This is a genomic window from Paenibacillus marchantiae (assembly GCF_028771845.1).
GTDB lineage: Bacteria > Bacillota > Bacilli > Paenibacillales > Paenibacillaceae > Paenibacillus > Paenibacillus marchantiae.
This window is the reverse complement of sequence record NZ_CP118270.1, coordinates 4,234,092-4,256,635: the sequence shown is the minus strand read 5'-3', so window position 1 is coordinate 4,256,635 and position 22,544 is coordinate 4,234,092. Positions and strand designations below refer to the sequence as shown.

Annotated in this window: 16 protein-coding genes; 4 read left to right on the top strand and 12 right to left on the bottom strand. The window is 45.9% G+C overall.

The annotated features are described in order from the left end of the window. Positions 1–123 precede the first annotated feature (123 nt). From PTQ21_RS19440 to PTQ21_RS19430, 3 genes are all read right to left on the bottom strand, one after another. The gene (locus PTQ21_RS19440; protein ID WP_274566784.1) at positions 124–882 is read right to left on the bottom strand and encodes a YheC/YheD family protein; all 759 of its coding nucleotides are present in this window, start codon (positions 880–882) and stop codon (positions 124–126) included. A gap of 227 nt (positions 883–1,109) precedes the next feature. Next, positions 1,110–6,308: a S8 family peptidase gene (locus PTQ21_RS19435; protein WP_274566783.1), complete on the bottom strand. Its 5,199-nt coding sequence runs from the start codon at positions 6,306–6,308 to the stop codon at positions 1,110–1,112. Between the two features lie 653 nt (positions 6,309–6,961). Then, entirely contained in the window at positions 6,962–7,621 is a 660-nt protein-coding gene (locus PTQ21_RS19430) for a DUF1232 domain-containing protein (RefSeq protein WP_420800335.1), read from the bottom strand. Positions 7,622–7,786: 165 nt separating this feature from the next. Here PTQ21_RS19430 and ytaF point away from each other — a divergent pair, with 165 nt between their 5' ends. After that, complete coding sequence (ytaF, locus tag PTQ21_RS19425) at positions 7,787–8,410, top strand: sporulation membrane protein YtaF (protein ID WP_063565214.1); 624 nt, start codon at positions 7,787–7,789, stop codon at positions 8,408–8,410. Between the two features lie 119 nt (positions 8,411–8,529). Here the strand turns inward: ytaF and PTQ21_RS19420 are convergent, their stop codons facing one another. The 5 genes from PTQ21_RS19420 to PTQ21_RS19400 form a co-directional block, all read right to left on the bottom strand. Continuing rightward, complete coding sequence (locus tag PTQ21_RS19420; RefSeq protein WP_063565215.1) at positions 8,530–9,123, bottom strand: hydrolase; 594 nt, start codon at positions 9,121–9,123, stop codon at positions 8,530–8,532. Then, a complete protein-coding gene (locus tag PTQ21_RS19415) occupies positions 9,095–10,324 on the bottom strand; it encodes a multidrug efflux MFS transporter (protein ID WP_072732703.1) in 1,230 nt (409 codons plus the stop codon). The genes PTQ21_RS19420 and PTQ21_RS19415 overlap by 29 nt, the downstream gene beginning before the upstream one ends. A gap of 76 nt (positions 10,325–10,400) precedes the next feature. After that, positions 10,401–11,231 carry an AraC family transcriptional regulator gene (locus tag PTQ21_RS19410; RefSeq protein WP_072732702.1) on the bottom strand — a complete coding sequence of 277 codons (831 nt, stop codon included), beginning with the start codon at positions 11,229–11,231 and terminating at the stop codon, positions 10,401–10,403. Positions 11,232–11,476: 245 nt separating this feature from the next. Next, on the bottom strand, positions 11,477–13,156 hold the full coding sequence (locus PTQ21_RS19405) for an exosporium glycoprotein BclB-related protein (protein WP_274566778.1): 1,680 nt from the start codon (positions 13,154–13,156) through the stop codon (positions 11,477–11,479). A gap of 130 nt (positions 13,157–13,286) precedes the next feature. Next, on the bottom strand, positions 13,287–14,525 hold the full coding sequence (locus PTQ21_RS19400; RefSeq protein ID WP_063563599.1) for an RICIN domain-containing protein: 1,239 nt from the start codon (positions 14,523–14,525) through the stop codon (positions 13,287–13,289). Positions 14,526–14,783: 258 nt separating this feature from the next. On the opposite strand from PTQ21_RS19400, the gene PTQ21_RS19395 reads away from it, so the two are divergent. Then, entirely contained in the window at positions 14,784–15,719 is a 936-nt protein-coding gene (locus PTQ21_RS19395) for a carbohydrate deacetylase (protein WP_177031113.1), read from the top strand. A 78-nt stretch (positions 15,720–15,797) separates the two neighbouring features. On the opposite strand, the gene PTQ21_RS19390 is transcribed toward PTQ21_RS19395, so the two are convergent. Further along, the gene (locus PTQ21_RS19390; protein WP_274566776.1) at positions 15,798–17,333 is read right to left on the bottom strand and encodes an alpha-L-fucosidase; all 1,536 of its coding nucleotides are present in this window, start codon (positions 17,331–17,333) and stop codon (positions 15,798–15,800) included. 55 nt (positions 17,334–17,388) lie between these two features. Here PTQ21_RS19390 and PTQ21_RS19385 point away from each other — a divergent pair, with 55 nt between their 5' ends. Further along, entirely contained in the window at positions 17,389–18,213 is an 825-nt protein-coding gene (locus PTQ21_RS19385; RefSeq protein ID WP_274566775.1) for an AraC family transcriptional regulator, read from the top strand. Positions 18,214–18,281: 68 nt separating this feature from the next. On the opposite strand, the gene PTQ21_RS19380 is transcribed toward PTQ21_RS19385, so the two are convergent. Together PTQ21_RS19380 and PTQ21_RS19375 are read right to left on the bottom strand one after the other, a co-directional pair. Next, the gene (locus PTQ21_RS19380; protein WP_072732700.1) at positions 18,282–19,355 is read right to left on the bottom strand and encodes a glycosyltransferase WbsX family protein; all 1,074 of its coding nucleotides are present in this window, start codon (positions 19,353–19,355) and stop codon (positions 18,282–18,284) included. 28 nt (positions 19,356–19,383) lie between these two features. Then, complete coding sequence (locus PTQ21_RS19375; RefSeq protein WP_274566774.1) at positions 19,384–20,493, bottom strand: glycosyltransferase family protein; 1,110 nt, start codon at positions 20,491–20,493, stop codon at positions 19,384–19,386. A 222-nt stretch (positions 20,494–20,715) separates the two neighbouring features. Between PTQ21_RS19375 and PTQ21_RS19370 the strand changes: the two genes are divergently transcribed. Next, entirely contained in the window at positions 20,716–21,114 is a 399-nt protein-coding gene (locus PTQ21_RS19370) for a hypothetical protein (RefSeq protein ID WP_274566773.1), read from the top strand. A gap of 77 nt (positions 21,115–21,191) precedes the next feature. On the opposite strand, the gene PTQ21_RS19365 is transcribed toward PTQ21_RS19370, so the two are convergent. Beyond that, positions 21,192–22,541 carry a glycoside hydrolase family 30 protein gene (locus PTQ21_RS19365; RefSeq protein ID WP_274566772.1) on the bottom strand — a complete coding sequence of 450 codons (1,350 nt, stop codon included), beginning with the start codon at positions 22,539–22,541 and terminating at the stop codon, positions 21,192–21,194. Positions 22,542–22,544 lie beyond the last annotated feature (3 nt).

Genomic DNA, 22,544 nt, shown 5'->3' with positions numbered 1-22,544 from the left:
AGAATGACCTTCTTAAGAAAACAAGCAAAAAAGCTTCCTGCTCACCAAGTCGTGATAATAGGAAGCTTTCTCTGCATGTAACAATTCGGAATCAAGGATGTCCAAAGTTAAGCTGAAGATATTTTATGGCTTATGATCTGTATGGCGGAAATACCGAATTACCTTGCGATACATCGTCCTGTCTTTTAATTGTTTAAAAATATAAGGGTCCGGCTTGGCATTCACTTCAATGACCCAAGGTGTCAGACTTTGATCCAGTCCAATATCCACGCCAATTGCCTTCAATCGCTTGTATTTCTTGTTCATATGACGAGCTATCCCAACACCCAGCTTATTCATCTCCTGAATCAGTTCATTTCTGCGCTTTGCGGACACATGAGATTCCAGAAGCTTATGAATATCCATTGGCTGACCGCCGTTATGATAATTGGTTACTATTTTTTTGGAATGTCCAAGTCGACCGATAACCCCCGTTGCTTCCCACTGCTGTTCTGGGCTTAACTGTACCATGACCCGGATGTCAAAGCGCCTGTTGTTGTGTTTTAGCAAATGTATTCCTCTTTGAATGAGATAACTTCGCTGTTTCACAACGTGTGCAAGACTTTTATAGAACGAATCAAAGCTATTAAACGTCAGACGTTTTTGATTCATCTGATACGCAAAATCATGTTGATTTTCCATCTCAGCCTTAATGACGCCCACTCCATGAGTTCCTATTTCAGGCTTGATATATAACATTCCATATCTGGCTATCATGGATTTTAGATTCACCTTGTTAAACTTTTGTGTATCAGGTATGAACGGTTTTATTGAATCATTATTGATAAGCTGCTTTGTTTTTAGCCATTTGCTTCTTAACGGTTGTGATTTCTCAATACCCACAGATCGTTCCTCCAGTCTTCATATTGAACACATATCGCTGTTTCATTAAGTTCATGCATCATATGCAATATCATTGAACGAATCTTAGGCAATACTTCTTGAATTTACATACAAAAAGCCGACAAGCCCCTCTTCTTTGGGCTTGTCGGCTTTTCACTTTACATTTTCAAATCATCGTTTCTGTTTCAATTTGAAGCTGGATTATAAGCATCTCCGTGATGCTTCGATTAAGGTAACAGATTTTCGTCAACTGGCACATTCGTGTCGGGAGCTTCTGCTGCAGATACGAATAACCGTCCTGGCGCTTCCACTTCGACTTTGTTTCCTGCTGCATCCTGAGCACGGATCACGATCACTCCACCCTCAAGCACCAGCGAAGATGCAGTGGTATAGGTCCCTGTATAATGACCAGGTTCCGTTTCCAACAATGGAATCTCTGCGCCAGCCTGTGTGCTCAAATTGGATGGCAGTTCAATCCGGAAAGAGGCCTGTAATTTGGGGATACTGTCGAACGAAACCGTTACAGTTTCTCCTGCCACAATCCGTACATCCTCAGCCGGAGAGATATTGGTCAGTTCAGGCAAAGACGTTTCCACATAAACAGTCCGTGTCACGGTTGTTTTATTGCCTGCAATATCTGTCGCAATGATTGTAATCGTGTTCTTGCCCTCATTCACAAGTACGCGGTGATTAAAACTTCTGTCTTGCTCCAATTTCACCTTCTGTCCGTTAATGGTCACTTTGTCGAGGAATTGGTCCTGTACATCGCCCGTCACATGAACCACTTCTGTGTTAGTTCGACTTGCTTCTTCAGGTGTAAGGACAGTTAACACAGGTGCTGTCTGATCCAAGATGATCACAACTGGAAGGGAGCGATCGGTCGTTTTCCCGTTAACTACCGCCTCGGCAGTAATGGCATTAACCCCTGCACGAAGTTTAACATTCAGCTTAAATTTTCCATTCTCCACTGTCGTTGTTCCCGCTACTTCTTTTCCATTATATACCTTGATCTGGGCTCCTGAAGCTGGAGAAGTTCCAGACACAGTAAATGTCGACTGATTGGTATAGGTGCTCGTCGGTTGTGTGAGTACAGGTGCATTCACTGGATATTTCACGACTGCACGAATCATATAGTTACCCTCTTCTGCTGGTGCAGTACTCCATACGCCACCTACACGCTGCCAGCTCCGCCCTGCATTCACACCGTTTTCATCGGTTGCGAGTCCAGGTGCGCTCGTTCCAACAGCAGTCTGTACATACACGATATAGAAATCGCCTTGTACCACTACTGGCTCAGGAAATTCAACGGTTGTCCACTGATCATTGCGCAATGCCGTACCGTCGAAAGGTCCTGCCAGCAATCGGCCTGGCGCTCCACCCGATCCGGAGGCATCATAGACGGCATATTTGAATGCTGTTCCACCTGGTACAGGCCATTGTGTATTCCAGAATCGAAGTGATGCACCTGTAAGCTGTGCTGTCTCTAGTTCTGGTGTCATACGTACAGCCCATGCGTTATCTGCGGCCACAAAGGCTCTTGCATTTTCAGCCGTTCCATCGTCATAAGCGATTTCACCAGGAAATCCGATAAATGGTTTTAAGGCAACTTTCGCTTCGACTGTACCGTTTCCAGGTACTGTTACATTTACCGTTTTGCTATAGTAGTCCGTCGCGATGATCGATAACGTATAGCTTCCTTCCAGAACATCCAGAGCAAATTTACCGTCTGCTCCTGTGCGTACAGCACCTACTTGAGCATCTTCCAACACGAGGACGGATGCTCCAGCGATAGGTTTCCCTGTCCGTTCATCGCTCACAATACCTTCAATCTTTCCTTGAGGAATGGTTTCCAGATTGAAGTTGGCTGTTGCTCCACTTCCATCCGTGATGGTTACCGTCTTCGTTTGAGGATAATAGCCATAGGCCTCAGCCTTCAACGTGTAATCACCCGCCACGTGAGTGAAACTGTATTTGCCTGTCGTCGGGTCCGTCTTCACTGAACGTCCTGTTTCCAGAACAGTGACCGTTGCACTTGCAGGCAAACTTTGCGGCGTTACAGAACCTGTTCCAGGTTTCTGTACTTCGGGCTGTTCCTGTTTGGTTTTATTAAATTCGGCCTTGTCCGTATTTGAAATTTTGTACCAAGAAGTATCATATTCCGGCTTAGGCTTGTCGCTGTTCAGAACAACTGCCGTATCTTTTGTAACCGTCTCAGCGGCGATACCCAGAATGCGGAAGTCATCGATGTACCAGCCTTGCTTGACGACACTGCTGTCTGAAGTCAATCTGAACCGGAATTGAACTTCATTCCCCTTCAAAGCTGCCAGATCGTAAAATACCGGAGTCCATTGTTTTCCATTTGAAGAATGAGAGAATTTACCGAGCTCCGACCATGTGTTGCCACCGTCTTTCGTGGCTTCAACATAACCGTAATCGTATCCACTTTCGATTTCATACCAATGATTGAACGTCAGCGTAGCTTGATCCACCTGAGTTAGATCCACGACTGGCGATACCAGAGAATAGTTAGAACCGTTCTCATAGGTACTGTCCAGATCAGTTGCCCAAACATTCGGCGGAGAAACCGCACTGGCAGGTCCAACGACAGGTACTCCGCGTTCCCACTCGTCCTTGGTGCCGGAATGAGTCCACTCATTGTCACTGTTGCCATCAAAGTGATCGATGAAGATATCTTCAGGGACCTCCACGGTCACGGATACCTCATTCGACTTGTCACTCTCATTGCCACTATAATCAAGAGCGGCTACCGTATAAAAATAAGTCGAATCTGTTACTGTAGCCGTATCCGTAAATGTCGTTGCAGATGTATTTCCGAGCAATTCATAACCTGTGCCTGAATTCGTTGAACGATATACGTTGTAGGATTCCAGATCCTCATCGTCCGATCCCGTCCAGGACAAGTTTACATTCCCCAGTATGTCGGCAGAAGCGGACAATCCGCTTGGTGCTCCCGGAGCAATATCATCTGGAGCTTGTACTGAAAAGTCATCGATATACCAACCAGCCTTCTGAACGGAATTGTCACTGGTCAGATTAAACTTGATAAATACCTGTTGACCGGCGTATTCACGCAAGTCAATATATTGCGTTTTCCAGCCTCCACCGGCACCTGTAAAGCTCAATGCCTCTTCAAATACGAAGTCACCATCCTCTGTTGCAATGTACACTTTGCCAAAATCGATATTGCTCTCCAAATCATACCAGTGCTTGAAGGATAACAATGCTCCCTCAGGGCTCTGGGTAAGATCAATTGGTGGTGCAAGTAAGTAAGCATTACTGTTGGCTGCATAAGTCCCAGTCAGATTAGTTGCAATCACTTTGTCACCAGAGTAGGCACTTCCCGGTCCACTTGTTGGTGCTCCCCATGCCCAAGTGTTGCCAACTCCACCCGAAGTAAAGCCCAGATTGTCTTCCTCAAAATCTTGCAGATACCCAGGCTGGACTCCATTGGAGACAGCAACCTTGTAAACTTCACTCTCGAATCCGTTGTTGCCATAATCATTGACCCGGATATAGTACTCCAAACCCTGTGACTCGATTAGAAATGCCGGAATTGTCGCTGTATAAGTTCCATCTTTGGCATCCCCAGCTACTCGATTCATCGGCAGATATACGTATTGGCTCGTGCCCGTTGTTTTGGCAAATGCCTCCACTGTGGTTACACCGACATTATCGGTAACACGTGCAGTCAGTGGAATATCAAGCCCCGTAAAGGCAGAATTGACAGGCGTATGTTCCAGAACCGGCGCTTCCAGATCGTCACCAGCTGTGACAACCCTGCCAGATACCGTGCCTATGCCTTCGAGGACAGAGCCCACAGCATCCAGTGCATTGATAATGCCATGACCGTAACCGTTATTTGGCGAATTTGGATACCGGCTGTCTGTTCTCGGTGTAGCTGTATCCATAATGATCTGCTCTAACTGATCAACCGTAAGGGAATGATTAGCTTGAAGCAGGAGTGCGGCCAGTGCAGTGGTATGCGGGCCTGCCATGGACGTGCCGTTCCAGCCACCCTCATATACTCCGCCCGGAACAGAGGAACGGATGTTAACACCTGGAGCCGAAACTTCCGGCTTAATTTCCTCATAAGGGGAAGGACCAAGAAGGGAAAAAGAAGCCAGATTCCCGTTGATATCCGTTGCTCCCGTAGCGAAGCTCTCTGGATAGTTCGCAGGGTTCGCCACCGAACCTGGACCTCCCGGATTCGTCAGTGTCACATTCCCGGCTGAAAATTCCGGAAAGATCTGTGCATCACGCCAAGCCTGTACCATTGGACGGAACCACTCGTCCAATCCTGGACCACCACCCCAGGAATTGTTAACCACATCCGGGGCAAGCTCAGGATGCAAGTTTCCTTCAGCATCCACTGGAGCAATCAGCCATTGACCGCCATCCAGTATAATGGCATCCGTGGTACTCGGATTGAAAATCCGAACGGCAATCCATTTTGCCCCTGGAGCAACCCCAATCTTGTTGGTGCCGTTCGCTTCGGAGCCTACCATCGTACCCATGGTATGTGTACCATGACCGTCTCCATCCGCAGGAAGCGAAGCATTGCTATGGGGATCGTACCAGCTTAGTTCGGGATCAACGATATTTCCCGAAGCATCAAGCCCTCTCCATTTGCTCCGAAGCGCTGGATGCGTGTAATCGACCCCGCTGTCCAGGTTGGCAACAACGATTCCTGTACCGTCGATTCCTTTATCCCAGACTGCTGGCGCGTTGATAGAATCGATATTCCATTCTACGTTCTCTGTCTGCAGGCTCTTATCGTTAGCCGCTGCGCTTTCTTTCGCTGGCGACTCTTTTGCCGGGATCGTTGTAGTGTCTGCCGCAGGGGCTGCGGTTGCTTTTTCATTACTGACCTCGGTTTTTTGCAGAAAACGCTCCTCATTTGGCAATATTTTATCTACCTCAGGCAGAAGTGCAATCTGTTCCATGACTTCTTTGGTGCTCGTTACTGCCAGTGCATTAACGATGAAATAGCTTTTATATTCTTTGACCTTGCCAAGGTCAAGTTCCTTTTCAAGAAAACTTTCAAGTGTGTACTGAGATCGCGAGGCCGTTTCCCGCAGAGAGCTGACAACGGTGCTTCGTACCGACAGTTTCGTTGCCGAAGCCGTTTGCTTTTCGATTGTTGCCTTTTGCATGGCTTGTTTGGAGACAGAGGCAGTATCTACCTGTTCTTTCATTTTCACCAGATAAGTTACATAATCATTACTCTCAAATTCCTTGCTTAATTTGGCGTTGACTTTGGAAGTAGTGATTTTGTCCGAACTGGATTTCATGTCAATCTTCTGCGATGCGGCGTTTTCAGCTGAAACCGGTTGTATGATAGATAATGCAAGGAGAAGCGACAGGCCCATGGACAGCGGCTTGCGTAAACGATTCATCTTTATCAAACTTTTCCACTCCTTTTACCCGGTTTTTGTAATACAGTGATTTACTGTATCCATTTCTAAAAATGAAAACGATGAAACGGCCTCAACATGGGCAGACGTGTTGCGTTCATTTACATCAAGCCTCACCTCCTTTACAGGACAGGTTATTAAATTACATCGCATGTGAAAGATTATAGATAGCCAAATTTAGCGTATATGGAAGAGGTGAATTTCAGATCAATTAATCTTGTGGGTGGAAGTTTATTCGCATTCATTAAGGAGGGTAATCACCGGCGTTAGCAAGAACGCTTACTTTACATGGGAGTATGATTGCTCTGGATAGATCAGGAGATTTCTTGAATATGTACAAACACTCTTAAAATTACATATAATATAAAATTTAGAATCTAATTGTATATTTATGGTATATTATAGAGTCATAAAAAGAGATATACAAGCACTTTTATAGAAAATAATAGAAAATAAGCCTTTTTAATGCTTTCATAAGTCTAATGACTCTCCGTTAACCATATGTTTTTCGCAAATGTGAATACCACGGCTTTTTAATTGATCCAAACAGTTCTTTATAACTATGACTGATTCACTCTGATAGTAAAAAGAACGACGCGAGAAACTTCGCGCCGTTCTTTTGGTGTTCTCCCAAACCAATCGTGTCATGTGCGTTGTTTCAGACGATCCAACACCAGATACACAACGATGGCATCATCCAGATAACCAATCGGAAAGAGATAGTCCGGGATCAGATCCGCAGACGAAATAAAGTATAACAATGCACTTCCAATCAGAGAACGATCGTTCTCTGGTGTAATCTCATCACAGTATTGAATATGCATTTCCTTCAAATGTTCAATGAACGGTCCTGCACCGTTTATCTGATTGATTTTTAGATCAAACTCCTTACATATTATTCGATGCCCTTCATCTGTACGTGCATATTGTTCGTACTTAACCATTTCCTGTTCTATCCGCTCTGTTGTCACATCGAGGTCAAATAATTTCGTATGTTGCAGGACCGTCTTGATCGATTCAAGCGAATCCAGAATCCCCCGCTCTGCCCCTCTTTTTGCGTTATCGATTTTGAAGCCTGCAGCCTCAATGAGATGATCCAGAGATACATCCAAATGTTCGGAAAAGATCTGTAAATGCGTGAGCTTCGGTTGCTGCTTTCCGTTCAGAATCCGAGAAATGGTGGCCGTGTCCATTCCGCACAACGTACTGAATTTGCGCATCGAGAGAGAGCGTCTGGCAAGCAGAGGCTTGATCAAATCTCCGATATGGCAATCCTTTGTTTGATCATTTGCTCTCACCAGCATCCCTCCAGAGATATGATCGATAGTCTAGTATATGGGACAATGTGGTGAAAGTTTACTTTATTCTTTCTTCATCAGCAGCGTTTTGTTGCATTTTTCTCAAGGACGGGCACATGAATCTCAACACGACATACATTAAGAGCAGAATACAGATCATGAGGTGATTGTATGGCGTGGATGCTCATTCTTGCTTTGGCCGTCTCTTCGAGTCTTGACAATCTGGGTGTCGGACTATCGTACGGGATCAGAAAAATCAGAATCAGCCTATTTTCGAATTTTTTGATTGCCGTTGTTTGTTTGTTGTTCAGTTATTCAGGCATTTTGTTCGGAAAATGGATTTCGATCGTACTACCTGGCGTTTTCCCTATACTACTGGGGACATTTATCCTACTCGTTATCGGTTTTCGTATCATCTTGTTATCCGTTCCCCGCAAGAAGAAAGATCACGAAGAGACCGATTCCCAAACCCTCGGGATCGGGTCTATTTTACAAAATCCGGAACGTGTAGATTTGGACAAATCGAATCATATTGGAGTTCTGGAGGCGTTGATTCTGGGTGTTGCCCTTTCGACAAACGCACTGACGAATGGCTTAAGTGCAGGGCTGATGGGCTTATCCCCCTTGTATATTTCCCTTACCGCAGCGATCGGCAGTTTTGTTACCGTATGGTTTGGCGTGTGGATGGGGTCCAAAGCGGCAAACGTTCGTATTGGTTCATTCACATTGGGACAATTCGGAACGCTTGTCAGCGGGGTTCTCTTGTTGCTGATTGCAGCCAATAATTTGTTCTGATCATGTATGCAAATTCCAAAAAGGAGACATCTGATCAGATGTCTCCTTTTTGAGCATGTTAAACCTTTTCTTAACGGATTATTGTCTTGTCCGAATCCTGGGTTATTTACCGGCTCATCTTATTTCAGTGCCGTAACCACTTCTTCACTGGAGCGAATCCGACCCAATCTGGGGAAAATGGTTTTACAAACGTAGTCATGCTCTTCCTTGGTTGCAGCTGTCATTGCATCTTCTACAAAAATCTGTTGATAACCGTGCTGATAAGCTTCTCTGGCTGTAGTATCTACACCGATTGACGTAGAAACGCCACATAATACAATGGTATCTATTCCCCGACGTCGCAACTGGAGGTCCAGATCCGTACCGAAGAAAGCACCCCATTGACGTTTGGCAACCGTATGATAAGGAGTATGGGCAGTCATTTCAGGCACGAATTGATCCCAGTCTGCGCTAAACTGAATCGCTCCCCGTTCCATATCCGTCTTTGGTTTCAACATGTCTTTTCCATCGACTGAAGAGACTTTTACAAGCACCACAAAAGCTCCCTTTTCCGTGAAAGCCTGTGCTAACTTGGCCGCATTCTGCACCACCTGCTCACCTGTATGTGGAGACTGTAGCGGGCTATTCACAATCCCCTTTTGCAAATCAATCACGACCAGCGCTGTTTTTTCAGCTGTAAGCTGTTCAGCTTCTGCTTTTTTCAAGTTTTCCATGATCTTCTCTCCCAATCGTTTCAAGTTTTTTGTATACCTTAAAATACACCCAGCCAGCATTAATCAATATCAATGCACTGGTAATCAAGAACACATATCGTATTCCCATCCAGGCAGCCACTTGTCCGCCTAAAACAGCACCGCCGAATACTCCCAGATATCCTGCTGACATGTTAAAACCGAACATTCTACCAGTCAGGGAAGCTGGTGTAATTTTTTTGATCAGAGTATTCACCGAAGGAATTAGCCCAGCTGCCGCCAATCCCAATAAGAAACGCAGGCCCATCAACTGCCACGGACTCGTTACAAACGCCTGTGCTATGAAGAGAATTCCGGCAGCTAGAAGAGCAACCAATATGACCTTCTGTGCACCTATTTGGTCCGAAAGCTTACCCAGTCTTGGCGCAGCAATGAGATTGGCCAATCCTGATGCCGAGAACACGATTCCAGCCAACAGAGCAACATGCGAAGTGTTACCGGAAAGCTGCGTAATATATACGGTAATGATAGGCTCCACCGAATATAAGGCCACAGTGAGTACAAAAAAAGTAACAAACAAGTTAATCGTCAGACTTTTCTCGGGCACTTTTCGCCATACTTCCCTAAGACCAAGCACCACCTTGTCCTCTCGCGTGAACGATTCTTTCACAAACAAAGCGGTCGTAATAAAGGCAATCATCATCAGCCCACCCGTTATAAAAAACGAATTCTGGAGCCCCCAATTTACCCCTATGAATCCACCAATTGTCGGACCGATCAAGGAACCTGCGATGTTGGCGGTTGAAAGTGTGCCCAAAGCATAGCCCGCATGTTTGGAATCGGTTTGGGTCGCTATCAGCGTTGTACAGGCGGTGCTATATCCTGTGATGACACCCTGTAGCAGCCGAAGTCCAATGAGCATATACACATTTGTTGAGAACCCCATACAACCTACCACTACAGCCATCCCCAAACTGGCTCGAAGCAGCATTGGTTTTCTCCCCCATCGGTCGGCAGCCGCTCCCCATATGGGGGAGAAAATGGCGGAAAGTATAAATGTGATGCCAAAGGCAATTCCGGAGAATTGGGCAATCGCTGCTGAGTCATTCACACCAAGCTGCTTGATGTACAGCGGCAAAATCGGTGCGATCTGACTCATGCCTACTCCGGTCACAAACATTCCGAACCAGCATACAATCAAATTTCTTTTCCACAGCGGCATATCAACAAGCCTTCCTCCCGCTTCAGAATCATATCCTCATCTTAGCGATCAGAACGGCTATGCACCATGCATTATGTTAAACTCCATGGACATTTTTGCTGTAAAATTCCGTTGGACTCATGCCTTCCAATTGTTTAAATAGCCTACTAAAATAGAATTCATCCGTGTAACCGAGTACCTGCGCCACCTCTTTAACTTTGTTGTTTCCTTCCAAAATGATCTCTTTTGCTTTATCCATCTTCAGTTTGTTAAAAAACTCTATGATGGAGTATCCTGTAATCTCTTTGAAAGCTCTTGATAAATACGGGGCTGATAACTGTACCAGCTCAGATAGTTCGGTCAAGGTGACTTTACGATGCAAATGTTGATTCATATAGTTGATGATCTTTTCCACTTTCAAGGATGTCGCATAATTACGATGCCGCTTTTTTATATTTTGGCCGATCGCGATAAGCAATTGCTGTAGTAAGGACTTGGTGCTAAACTCATAACCCGGTAGTTTCGTATGCCAGGTGTCTACCATATGTTTAAATACTTCTTCCAATTGATAATAATCCTGTAATTGCTGGACAGCTGGTAAGGGAAACATCTCGACGTCCTCGTTTACAGTCCATGTATTGTCATTCTGCTCGATTCGGACATAACTGAAGTGAACCGAAAAAAAACTTATGGGATTCTTAAAGTCAATCTCTATCAAGTGAGGCACATCCGGTTGAAGGTAGATCAGGACGCCTTCCTGAATGGTATGTCTTTTACTCTCAATAGTAATCTCCGCTTTGCCGCCTGTAATAAAAATGAGTTCATGATGCTGAAGCGTTCGCACCCCTTTATTGGAAAATGTCCGAAGTTCATTCGGCTTCCTTGAGTTGCAGTATAAAATATGAAAAAAAAGCTGTTCTATATTCATGGTTCCCTCCACGCACATATCGTTCTTGCTGTCTCATTCGCTCTTCCGGTTCACCTGTTCAGGATTTCCAAAGAGTGGCATGTTTAGTATACAGGGGTTTCAGCTGAGGATGGTTTTTCAGTTGATTCATTCAATCCTGTTTGTGACGAAGATAAACCTAAAAGAACAAAAAAACAAGCTGTCTCCAATACAAATGGAGCTCAGCTTGTTTCCTGACTTATTTATTCTCATTGCGTGTTAGTAAATCAAGTAATATTCAAGCCACCACTTGCATAGCCGACAACGGTATTCACAAGTGTGAGTCCGGCAGCTGTCGCCGAGAACACCAGCAACAGACGTGTCTGTGCAGTCACCGGGATAGCCAATCCGGTTGTTATACCATTGGAGATGGTGCCCAATGCGATAATACCTGTAAGTGGAGGTGCCAGTGTCACGACAGCTCCAGGCACAGCCGTAAATGCATTGTCTGGCGTAGGCGAGCTGAACAGTTGTGCTGTGATGGTTACCGTTGAACCGACTAATGACAAGGCTGCGGTTGTGCTAAAATACGCAGCAATGGAAGTTATAACGCCATCCCTTGGAGCCGAAAATGCAAAGTTAATGAGTGGCCCAACTACTGACCCTGTTAAATCAATGGTGCCTCCGACCAAGCTTATTCCCGTTGCCGAGCTACCGAAACCAATCAGGCTTGTAGTACCAACCAATCCACCAACGAGTGTTGTCAAAATGGCTGGACCACCAGAAGCAAACGGAATGATGGCTCCCGAACCTGTAGCTCCCGTTACGCCAGTAACACCAGTTACTCCGGCCAATCCCGTAGCTCCTGTTATACCAGTAACCCCAGCTAATCCTGTCGCTCCTGTGACACCAGTGGCTCCGGCCAATCCTGCGGCTCCCGTATCACCAGTCACACCGGTGACTCCAGCTACTCCTGTCGCTCCAGTCACACCAGTAGCTCCGGCCAATCCTGCGGCTCCCGTATCACCGGTAACGCCAGTAACCCCGGCTGTTCCTGTCGCTCCAGTCACACCAGTGGCTCCGGCCAATCCTGCGGCTCCCGTAGCACCCGTTACTCCCGTCGCACCCGCCACTCCAGGATCACCCGTAGCTCCGGTTACGCCTGGATCACCTGTGGCTCCCGTAACGCCCGCTGCACCGACAGCTCCGGTCGCACCCGTTACGCCTGCCGCTCCTGCAGTTCCTGTCGCTCCAGTCACTCCGGTGGCTCCAGTTGCACCACCTGCTGGACCTGCTGCACCCGTTGCTCCGGTTGCACCCGTAACTCCGTTCAGACCAGCTGCACCTGCTGGACCTTGGCTACCCGCCGGACCGATCGGACCAATGGGTCCCGCAGGCCCAGGGTTACCCTGCGATCCCGCTGGACCTACCGTTCCTTGAGGACCAGCAACACCTTGAGATCCGGCCGGACCGGCAGGTCCTGCTGGTCCAGCGGGTCCAGCAGGACCCGGAATTCCTGAGTTTCTAAGTGCGTTGGCAAGAGCTACCTCTACTGCTCTGATGGCAATGACCAATTGATCTTTGTCCGCAGAATGGATGCATTCCTGTAAAACAACAGACAACAGCGTATCAAGCAACTGCTGCAAGTTGGTGCCTACGCTTATTGGAGAGAATGGGATGACCTCCGCTGAAGCAATGGAAAGTTCCAAGGCAGCTTCCAAGCTGGCCTTGTTTCCTTTCTTTAATTTCAAATGATGAACCAAAGCCAGCAATTTGCGCAGAATTTCAATCAAAACAGAAACATTAACCTGAGTTGGATTAGCAAATACCTGTACTATGGCAGCTTTCAATTCGCCAATTAATTTGAGGAGTAAATGGGCTTCTTCCCCAATACCTGTGAGATGTGATTCTCCTCCACCTTTTCTAAAGCCGCTTCCGCCGTGCACACTGCGTTTCTTGTACTTCATCTTCCATAATCTCCTCCTTGGGAGCCCTGTTAATGTCCGCAGGTCGGGCGAACATCACTTGCTTGATGTCAACAATATATTACCAACATCAAATTTTGTGATGAATTCATCTAAAATTATTGCAATTTAATTAATTCAATTTGTTAAACGACCATCTTTGTGCATCCGTACCGTTATCATTCCATTGCTGGATTGCAGCTCCATCCGCCGTTGAAGAGCTCGAAACATCTACCGCCAATCCATTCACCTTGGAAATGATTTTATAGAAACCGTTACCCGCATCCTGGATGCTCCACCTTTGGGCGTTAGAGCCATTATCATCCCATTGCTGGAGCTGTACGCCGGGTGATGCTGTTGAGTTAGGCACATCCAGAACTTTTCCACTGTGAACCGCCGTGAGTTTATAGAAACCATCCCCTGTGCTGTCGACCCTGAACGTTTGGTTGCTCGCACTGTAGTTGGTCCATTGTTGTACTTTGGCTCCGCTTGCCGTGGATACATCCACAATATCCAACACTTTACCGCTTGCTTTGGAACCGATCGTATAGAGACCCCCGCTGACAATGTTCGGTGTACTCGCTGCTTGATATACCCGCACATAATCCACCAGCATTTGTGATGGGAAAGGTGTCGCATTATTAGGGCTGCCAGGCCAATTCCCACCCACAGCCATATTCAAGAGGAGGAAAAACGGACGTTGGAACTCCTCCGTGTTGCCTGTTCCATTTTCGATGTAAAACTCATTGAACTGTTTGCCATCCACAAACCATCTTATATATTTGGAATCCCATTCGATGCTGTATACATGAAATTGGGAAAAATCAAGATTCTCCGATATCTTTCCATAATCGGCATGCCCGTTAGCATCCCAGTGTACGGTACCGTTTACAAAAGCATTGTTGTTGACCCGCTCCATAATGTCGATCTCTCCGCTCTTAGGCCAGCCGACGGAATTAATGTTGCTTCCCAACATCCAAAAAGCAGGCCACAGCCCCTGACCGGACGGCAGCTTGATGCGTGCTTCAACTTTCCCGTAAGTAAAATCCTTCAAGCCTTGGGTTTTGATTCGTGCGGAGGTATAGCTGCTGCCATTGTAATTTTCTTTGCGTGCAGTGATGACCAGATTGCCACCTGTAACTTGCAGGTTCTCGGTGCGATTCGTATAATACTGCAATTCATTATTTCCCCATCCGCCGCTGCCGGTACCAATCTCTGCAGACCAATTCGACGTATTCAGAGAACTTCCATTGAATTCGTCACTCCACACCAGATTCCAATTGGTCGCTGCGTTTGTCGTCGTGCCAGGCAGTAAAGCGATTAGGAAACTGAACAGCACCAGCGTACTTACGATTTTTCTTTTTCTCAACAATCTTTTCCCTCCCCATATTAACGGACTGATTCTGAACGGGGATACCCCATTTTTCTCAATCCGTAACAACGTTTACATTAAATGTATTCTGTCTGCAACTGGATTATTTCTAACAGCGAACAGGATATTCCATGGACAAGACGGCATTTGAAGTATTTTATCAGGCCTGTGCGAATGAACGGTTCATACCTTGTGACCTTTAATATATTAGGGACATGGCAAATGGTTTGTTCTCAACGTGAGGAAGGAGTAAGCGGTATGAGCAGGCAAGTAATCATTAATGCGGATGATTTCGGGCTGTCGCCCGGCGTTAATCAGGGGATTATTCAAGCATATCAGGCTGGTGGAATTACGAGTACTTCGATGATGGTGAATATGCCGGGCTTTGATCATGCACTGAGTTTAGCCCGATCGCTGCCGGACCTCGGAATCGGATTGCATTTTAACCTGACTTACGGGAGACCCGTATCCGATCCGGCTATCGTGCCTTCTTTGGTGAATCCTGACGGTGCTTTTCATCAAGGCCAGTGTGGATTAATACGAGATTCCACTGATATTGCCAAAGAACTCGATGCTCAATGGAACGTTTTGGCTCAAGCGTCACTTTCCCCTACACATCTCGATTCCCATCAGCTGCTTCATCAAAACGATCCCATCATATTCCAAATCATGGCGGAGAAAGCTGTCCGGGAAAACATCCCGCTTCGGCGATCTCAGGTCCGGCATGCAAGCCCTGAAATGCCAGTGCCTCGGATGACGGATACGATTCTGCTGGATACTTACGGAGATCATGAGGGTTTACAGCGATTGCTACAACATTTATCTAAGCTCCCAGATGGCATTACCGAGATTGTATGTCATCCCGGATATGTCGATGATGCTCTGCGTGAAATTTCCAACTGGCTGGACATCCGCGAGCATGAGCTTGCAGTATTTGTCGATCAGGAAATCCCCCGAACGATACAGACGCTGGGTATTGTGCCGATAAGCTACAGAGCCGTGATGGATACCATGGAAGAACCATGCGAACTGCCACCAATACAAATGACATCACCTTTCAAACCAGTAGAAAAAAGACGACCTCGTCATGTGCGGCAGCGCTTGTTGAAGCGGCAGCGTTTGGCGAAAGTACATCGCTTGTCCAAAAAACGAAGAACACTCCGTCGATCTTCTTCAACCCGTAAACGAGTGTAATCCATTACAGAATCGCACAAAGAATAGGACTATAACCAGTACATATTACTGTTGGTTATAGCCCTTCGATCTCATCTCTTAATCCAGTTCTAATTTAAATACGACGGGTGAGAAGCTATGCACGTTCCTTGTCGTTATCGTCAAGGACTCTTCCGTCCTGCTCCATTCCGGTTCTTCGTCAAAGCCCAATACCTGAATGTCCCTGATCAGTCCATGGAAATGATGAGAATTCTCTTTCAGCGAACGAATATGAACGATTCCGTTCTCCGGGTAAGCCATAACCGTGGCATAAAGGCAGCTTTCTTTTACAGTGAAACGAATGTCCTCACTTGTAAAGATCTTGGTCTCTCCATCTGTAAATTGTCCTTCCTTCACCTCGGTCGGCCCTTCCCCATACGTCCGCCAGAATGTCGTGTCATAAATCGCCTCCCCATTCACGTCCAGCCATTGACCTATGGCAAGCAAAATATCCCTGTCTTCATTCGGGATACTTCCATCTGCCTTTGGTCCAACATTCAGCAGCAGGCTGCCATTTTTACTCACAATATCGACGAGGTCCCTGATGATCTCATCCGCTGTTTTATAGTTGTTGTTTTCTGTATAACACCATGAATTCTTTGCTACAGCGGTATCTGTTTGCCAGAAATACGGTTTCAAATCGGCGAATTGCCCACGCTCCACATCCGGAACGGCACAACCGAGCATAAAGGCATCGTGTTTGTAGTTAATCGCTACCGGAATGCCCCACTCATCACCTTTGTTATAGTAGTAAGCGCTGAACTTTTTCAAGTAAGGTTTGAACGCTGCCGTCTGGATCCACCAGTCAAAATAAAAAATGCTCGGCTGGTATTGATCCACCAGTTCACAGCAACGAAGCAGCCAATCTTCCAGATATTCATCCGTTGGAGGTGAGCCGTATAAATCCTGATGATCCGGTTCAGGCATGGCGGGCCAGTAGAAATCACCGCGTCTGAGCGGCTCCTTGACATCTGAATCAAAGTTTTTTCCATGGGACATGAAAAACCAATGTTCAGCACGGTGTGACGAGACACACAAGATAAGTCCCTGCTTCTCATACGCGACCTTCATCTCACCCAACAGATCCCGTTTGGGTCCCATTTCAACTGTGTTATAGTGAGAGATGGAGCTTTTGTACATTTGAAAGCCATCATGGTGCTCAGCTACAGGCATCACATAACGGGCTCCTGCCTTTTTAAAAAGCACGGCCCACTCATCTGCGTCAAACTTCTCTGCAAGAAACATCGGAATAAAATCTTTATAGCCAAAATCCTTCGGATGACCATAAACGCGAAGGTGATGTTCATAAGCTTTGGAGCCCTCAATATACATATTTCGTGAATACCATTCACTGTCAAACGCAGGGATCGAGTAAAGACCCCAATGAATGAAAATACCGAACTTGGCGTTCTTGTACCACTCGGGCACCTCGAATGCGCTAAGTGAATTCCAGCTGTCCTTATACTTTCCTTCGGCAATGGTCTTTTCGATCTGTTGCAAATATTCATTTTTATCCAGCATTGTTCTCATTCGATTCTCATCCCTTCCGTTATCGGCTGCACTTGTATTGTAGTAGCTGGTTGAGCAGATAGACATGCAGAACGTTAACTTTAGGATGGACAATAATAACCTTTGTAGGGAGTTGAGGATAATGAACCATAAGACGTTGCTCACAAACCACTTATCCAATCTGCAGGTTGATTTGTTCATGGTCAACTTCAATCGCTGCGATACGGATTGGCGAGACCTCGATTACACACCCGATTACAGCAAATTTTATTTGATCTGTGAAGGCGAGGGCTGGCTCAAGATCGGCGATCAGGAGTATTATCCTGCACCGGGACAGCTTTTTTTGATGCCGGAGGGGGTCACGCAGTCTTATTCAGCCATCAGTGATCGTCCTTTTCTCAAATACTGGTGTCATTTCAGCGCGAAGGTTGGAGGGATCAACCTATTTCAAATTCTGAATTTCCCCCACTTCTGTTCATCGGATCGGCCCGAGCTAATACAGGAAATATTCAACAGCATTCTTGATTACGCCCGATCCGATGAAGTCTATGCGCATATGATGGCAAAAAGTAAATTAATAGAATTGTTGTCCCACTACATTATGCATCTGGATCTGGAACAGATCTGTTATACAAATATACCTGTTATGGAGAAAATCTCTGCAATACTGGCCTATATTGATTCCAACATTGAAGAAAATATTTCTGTCCGGGATCTGGCTCAGATTGCCTACATGCATCCTAATTATTTTATTCGTTTCTTCAAACAGCACATCGGCGTTCCACCCATCCACTACATTGCCAGCAAAAAAATGGATAAGGCAAAAGAACTTCTGACCTGTACGCCAAAAACAGTCACAGCAATTGCCGAGAACCTTGGGTTTAGTGACTTATATTATTTCTCAAGGCAATTTAAAAAGCATACAGGTCTGAATCCAACGGAGTATCGCAAACAAATCATGGTATGAATTTCGATAAGCTGGCATGATTGCACTCACCCAAAAACAAATGGAGCCCCACAAAGGGAACTCCATTGTCATAACTTGCTGCGTTTTCTCTCTCCTTGCTCTACCACTCTTTTGACCTCTCTCAAATAGGCGTACCCATAATCGTCATCCGGTTCAAGGTACGCTCCTTCCGCCCACTCATTCCATGCGTTAACAAACAGGAAGCCACTCCCGTTCAATTCCCGGGCTCTCGTCATCTGTCGAGATAAATACAATCCGAATTTTTCAGGTGTTGCGCCTACAGTACTCTGTCCATCAACCGACCGGCGCGGCGTATTGTCCCAATTCACAAATGCACCAGGATATACAACTTCCCCGTTTCGATGAGGTGTTCTTTCGAGAATGGATGACCATACTTTATCGTAGTTCACCACAATGTGCTTCTGCCCCTTGATATCCAGTTCAATCCATATTCTTCCATTCATATGACCATGCGCAAACGTATAGTGGGGCTCAAATTCCATGCTTGCGTCAAAGACGGGACGATTAAAGGTAGGAAATCCACCGATCGTCTGCACAAAATGAATACCTTCCAGCCCATGTTCTATCGCAAGCCTACGCCAATAATGAATCATTTCCTGGCATCGAGGTATGCTTGCAGGCCTATAAATCAGAAATAGTGGTTTTCCCTCTACACAGATGTATCGTTTATCCTTAAACGCTCTGACCAGATAATCGAAATGTTCTTTCCAATCGCTCTCGTCCCCGTAGTCTTGCGAAATAAGAATATCCTCTTCGCGCCCGTCCCATTTGCGTGTCCAGGTTTCATTGGCCCATGACAAACAAAAAGGAAAATCCGGTTCCCCGCTGTGCAAAATCTCATCAAACGGCTTTTCAAGCAATCGTTTTCCTTTAAACCAGTAGTGATAATAACAGAATCCGTATATCCCGTGATTTTTGGCCGTTTCGGCCTGCCATTTGCGTACCTTGGGGTCCGTTAAATCATAGTAGTTCTGATGCAATGGCTTCTTGGGTTGTAAATGGCCTGGATAAAGGGGAGTTGTTTTTTTTACATTGGTCCATTCTGTAAATCCGTCTCCCCACCATTTGTCATTCTCCGCAATCCGATGAAATTGAGGTAAGTGTAAAGCAATAAGCTTCAAGCAGGACTCCTCCAATTAACAGACATATTCATTGGAAAATAATATCCATAAGTTGCAAACTTTTATGAAGATAGGATTGATTGTACTTTATATAAGAAAGTGCCTGGGAGGCAGCCAGTCTTCGTTGATCCACATGGTCCCAATAATGTTCAAGCTTCTGTATGAGTTCTTCAAATGTTGCATAGCGTTGGAAATCATCCGTGTTCGCGGGACCGCTTGAGGAAGCCAAAATAAGTTGAAATGTACCGCACGCAGCTACTTCCATGATACGTCTAGCGGATGAGTTGTCCTGAACAACAAGTTTGGCGCCGTTGTATAACTTTTCCCGAATCTCCTGATGTTGCACGGGCACAAATGCACCGAACCTCTCCCACCCCTGTCCTTCAACTCGCACTCTTTTATCCGATAACCACGCGTGAGTGGCAAGATCAAATAGGCAGCTATCAGGGTGTGCATCCCCAATGATATAAACATCGGATTCATATTCTCTTCCCACCACCTGTGGACAGAACAGTGTGGGGTTCGGTGGAAAAGGTATTTCATGACATGAGATATTCCCCATATGCCGATCGGAGGGAATGTGGGTCGAATGCTGTGTAAACACATAATCAAAAAAAGGGATGATCGATTCCATCTGTTTTACATCCGACTGGTCCGACAACCATATCGCCTTTTGGGCAGAGGAAATCCTCAACGCTTCCAAATTCTGATTCGACAAAGCATCTTCTCCATCCAGTACCAGAATCAAATCCAAATCCTGCCCTGTCGTATGATCTGCAACGGACTGAATCGTTTTGATTTCATTGACATGTTGAACCAAATGCCTCAAGCTCTGTTCAATCAAAATAGAGTTCGCAGAGCCTGCTCGTTCCATAGCAGGAGTAATCAGTAGGACCTTCAGCTGTTTATAATGAACACGGGGAGAATCCAAAACTTTCCCACTGTCTTTACTTTCCATTCTCTGTTCCTTGCCGTCCTGAATCATTTTCATAAGATGCTGCTGCAAATCCGATTGCTGTACCACCAGATGATGCCGGATTGATTTGAGTTTTCGGTTCAATGTAGCGTTCATTTGTCTGAGGTATACCTGATTGGGATGCTGGACAGGACGTCGATTCTTTTGGGACTTGGCTGGCATACGCCTCCTTTTTTTGATGACCATACCCTCCAATCACGAAGCGGATTAACTCTCATTGCCTACAATATGCATCTGCCTTTGGCTAGGTTTCTATCGCCTCATTTTTAGGTGTTTAACTACTCAAAGATGGGCTTCACCCGTGTCTTTAAATGTGCCACAACCCCGTGTCCATCCGGTTCTTGTCCTCATAAAATATATCAAACCAGATAGGAGTTGATATGATTGCCAACATTCGATAGCATTTTTGTCACAGGAAACCAGACCATTAATCAGGATTTGCAGGTAAACGGTAATGAAACGATTGGATTGGACCTGCAGGTGAACGGAGACCAGACGGTTGCTGGCAGCTTGCAGATTAACGATAGCTCCTCCATTACAAATAATCTGGGTGTCGGTGGGGTTATCGAGGCGGGAGACAGTGTAAAAGCAACGACGCAGCTAATGGCCATGAATCAGCCGACTCTTCCAGTTGCCTTGCCACTCATCCAGCAACTGTTATATTATAATCCCGGTATACTGAATCAGCCGGGTCTAGTGTTAACAGGCACTAGTGGGAATAAATATGTTCTGTTTATTGATGAGAGCGGAGGAACACCAAATCTAGCGATCCAAAGAGTATAGACTCACTGGATGCAATATAAAAGGCGATACTCAGAGTTAATTCTCTGAGTATCGCCTTTTCTTTCATTACAACATTATTACCCTTGGTTAATCAAAATGGACAAAGCACTTTTGGATTCGAGTTGGAAACTTAACAATTCTTCTTCTCTTAGCTGAACCTGCACATTTCCTGTCTCTTCTCCGTCATTGAAAAGCACGAGAGCAATCGAACCATCCGTATTTTTGAAGGCTACGGAACGAATGGATGCCTCATTGGAGGACGAGTCAATGCGTACGGCTTTGGGACGAATCAATGCACTGAAATGAGCCAGAGCATAATAGTCCAGTGTATAGGTAAGCTCTTTCGTTTGCTGGTTAACCTTCACAATGCCGCGGCACGTACTTTTCCCGAAGCCAGGAACGGTAGGACCGTTGTTCTCATCCAGTGCCATATTCCAGAGCACAAAAGATTTGCTGTAATTGCGAAGAATCTCAATACCCGTTCTGATCACATTGGAGAAAGCTTGTTCGAATGGAGGGATCCATTCTCCTCCTGATCCTTCGGTGAAGTGTACCTCTTTACCGGCGACAGCTTCATACACCTTTGTTTGTGCCGAGGCTTCGCCCCCATACCAGTGCCAAGCGACTCCATCTACCTCTTCTGCCGCCTCATCAAGTACTGTCAGCGGGTAATCCGGACGATCCCAGTTGTGATCATAACAGAGGATTTTGGACTGAATGTCATTTCTGACCAAAGCCGGCTTGAGATGATTTTTGATAAAGTCTGCTTGCGCTTCAGCTGGCATCAACATGCCGGGATAATGACCTGGTTCATAAAGTGCTTCATTCTGTGGTGTTACTGCATGGATAGGCAATCCATGTGATGTGTAGGCTTGGATATATTTCACAAAGTATTCTGCATACGCCGGATACCACTCATTTTTCAGTTGACCTGTAATCATCGAGCCGCTTGTTTTCATCCAGCCCGGAGCGCTCCAAGGTGAAGCGAATAGCTTCAGCTCAGGATTGAGCTCCAAAGCCTTTTGAGTCAAAGGAATAACATCCGCTTCATCATGTGCAATGCTGAACCCGGATAATTCCGGGTCCGTTTGATTTTCTGGCAGATCATTATAGCTGTATACCGTTCTGGCATAGTCTGAAGCGCCCATCGGATTGCGGATGACCGACAATCCAATGCCTTCCTCGGGATGGAACAACCGAGTCATGACTTCCGCTCTCTGCTCATCGCTTAATACCTGGTTAATCAGATAGGCAGATGAGTCGGTAAAAGAAGCCCCAAAACCATCCATTTCCTGATACGTTTGCTGATCATCCAGAAGGATAGTCGTTGTTTCCTTGGCGGAGTCCTGCGATTTCAATTGATCCTGGGACACGGATACAAACAATGCATCTTCTCCCGTGGATTTGTACATTTTGAATTTCGTCATATG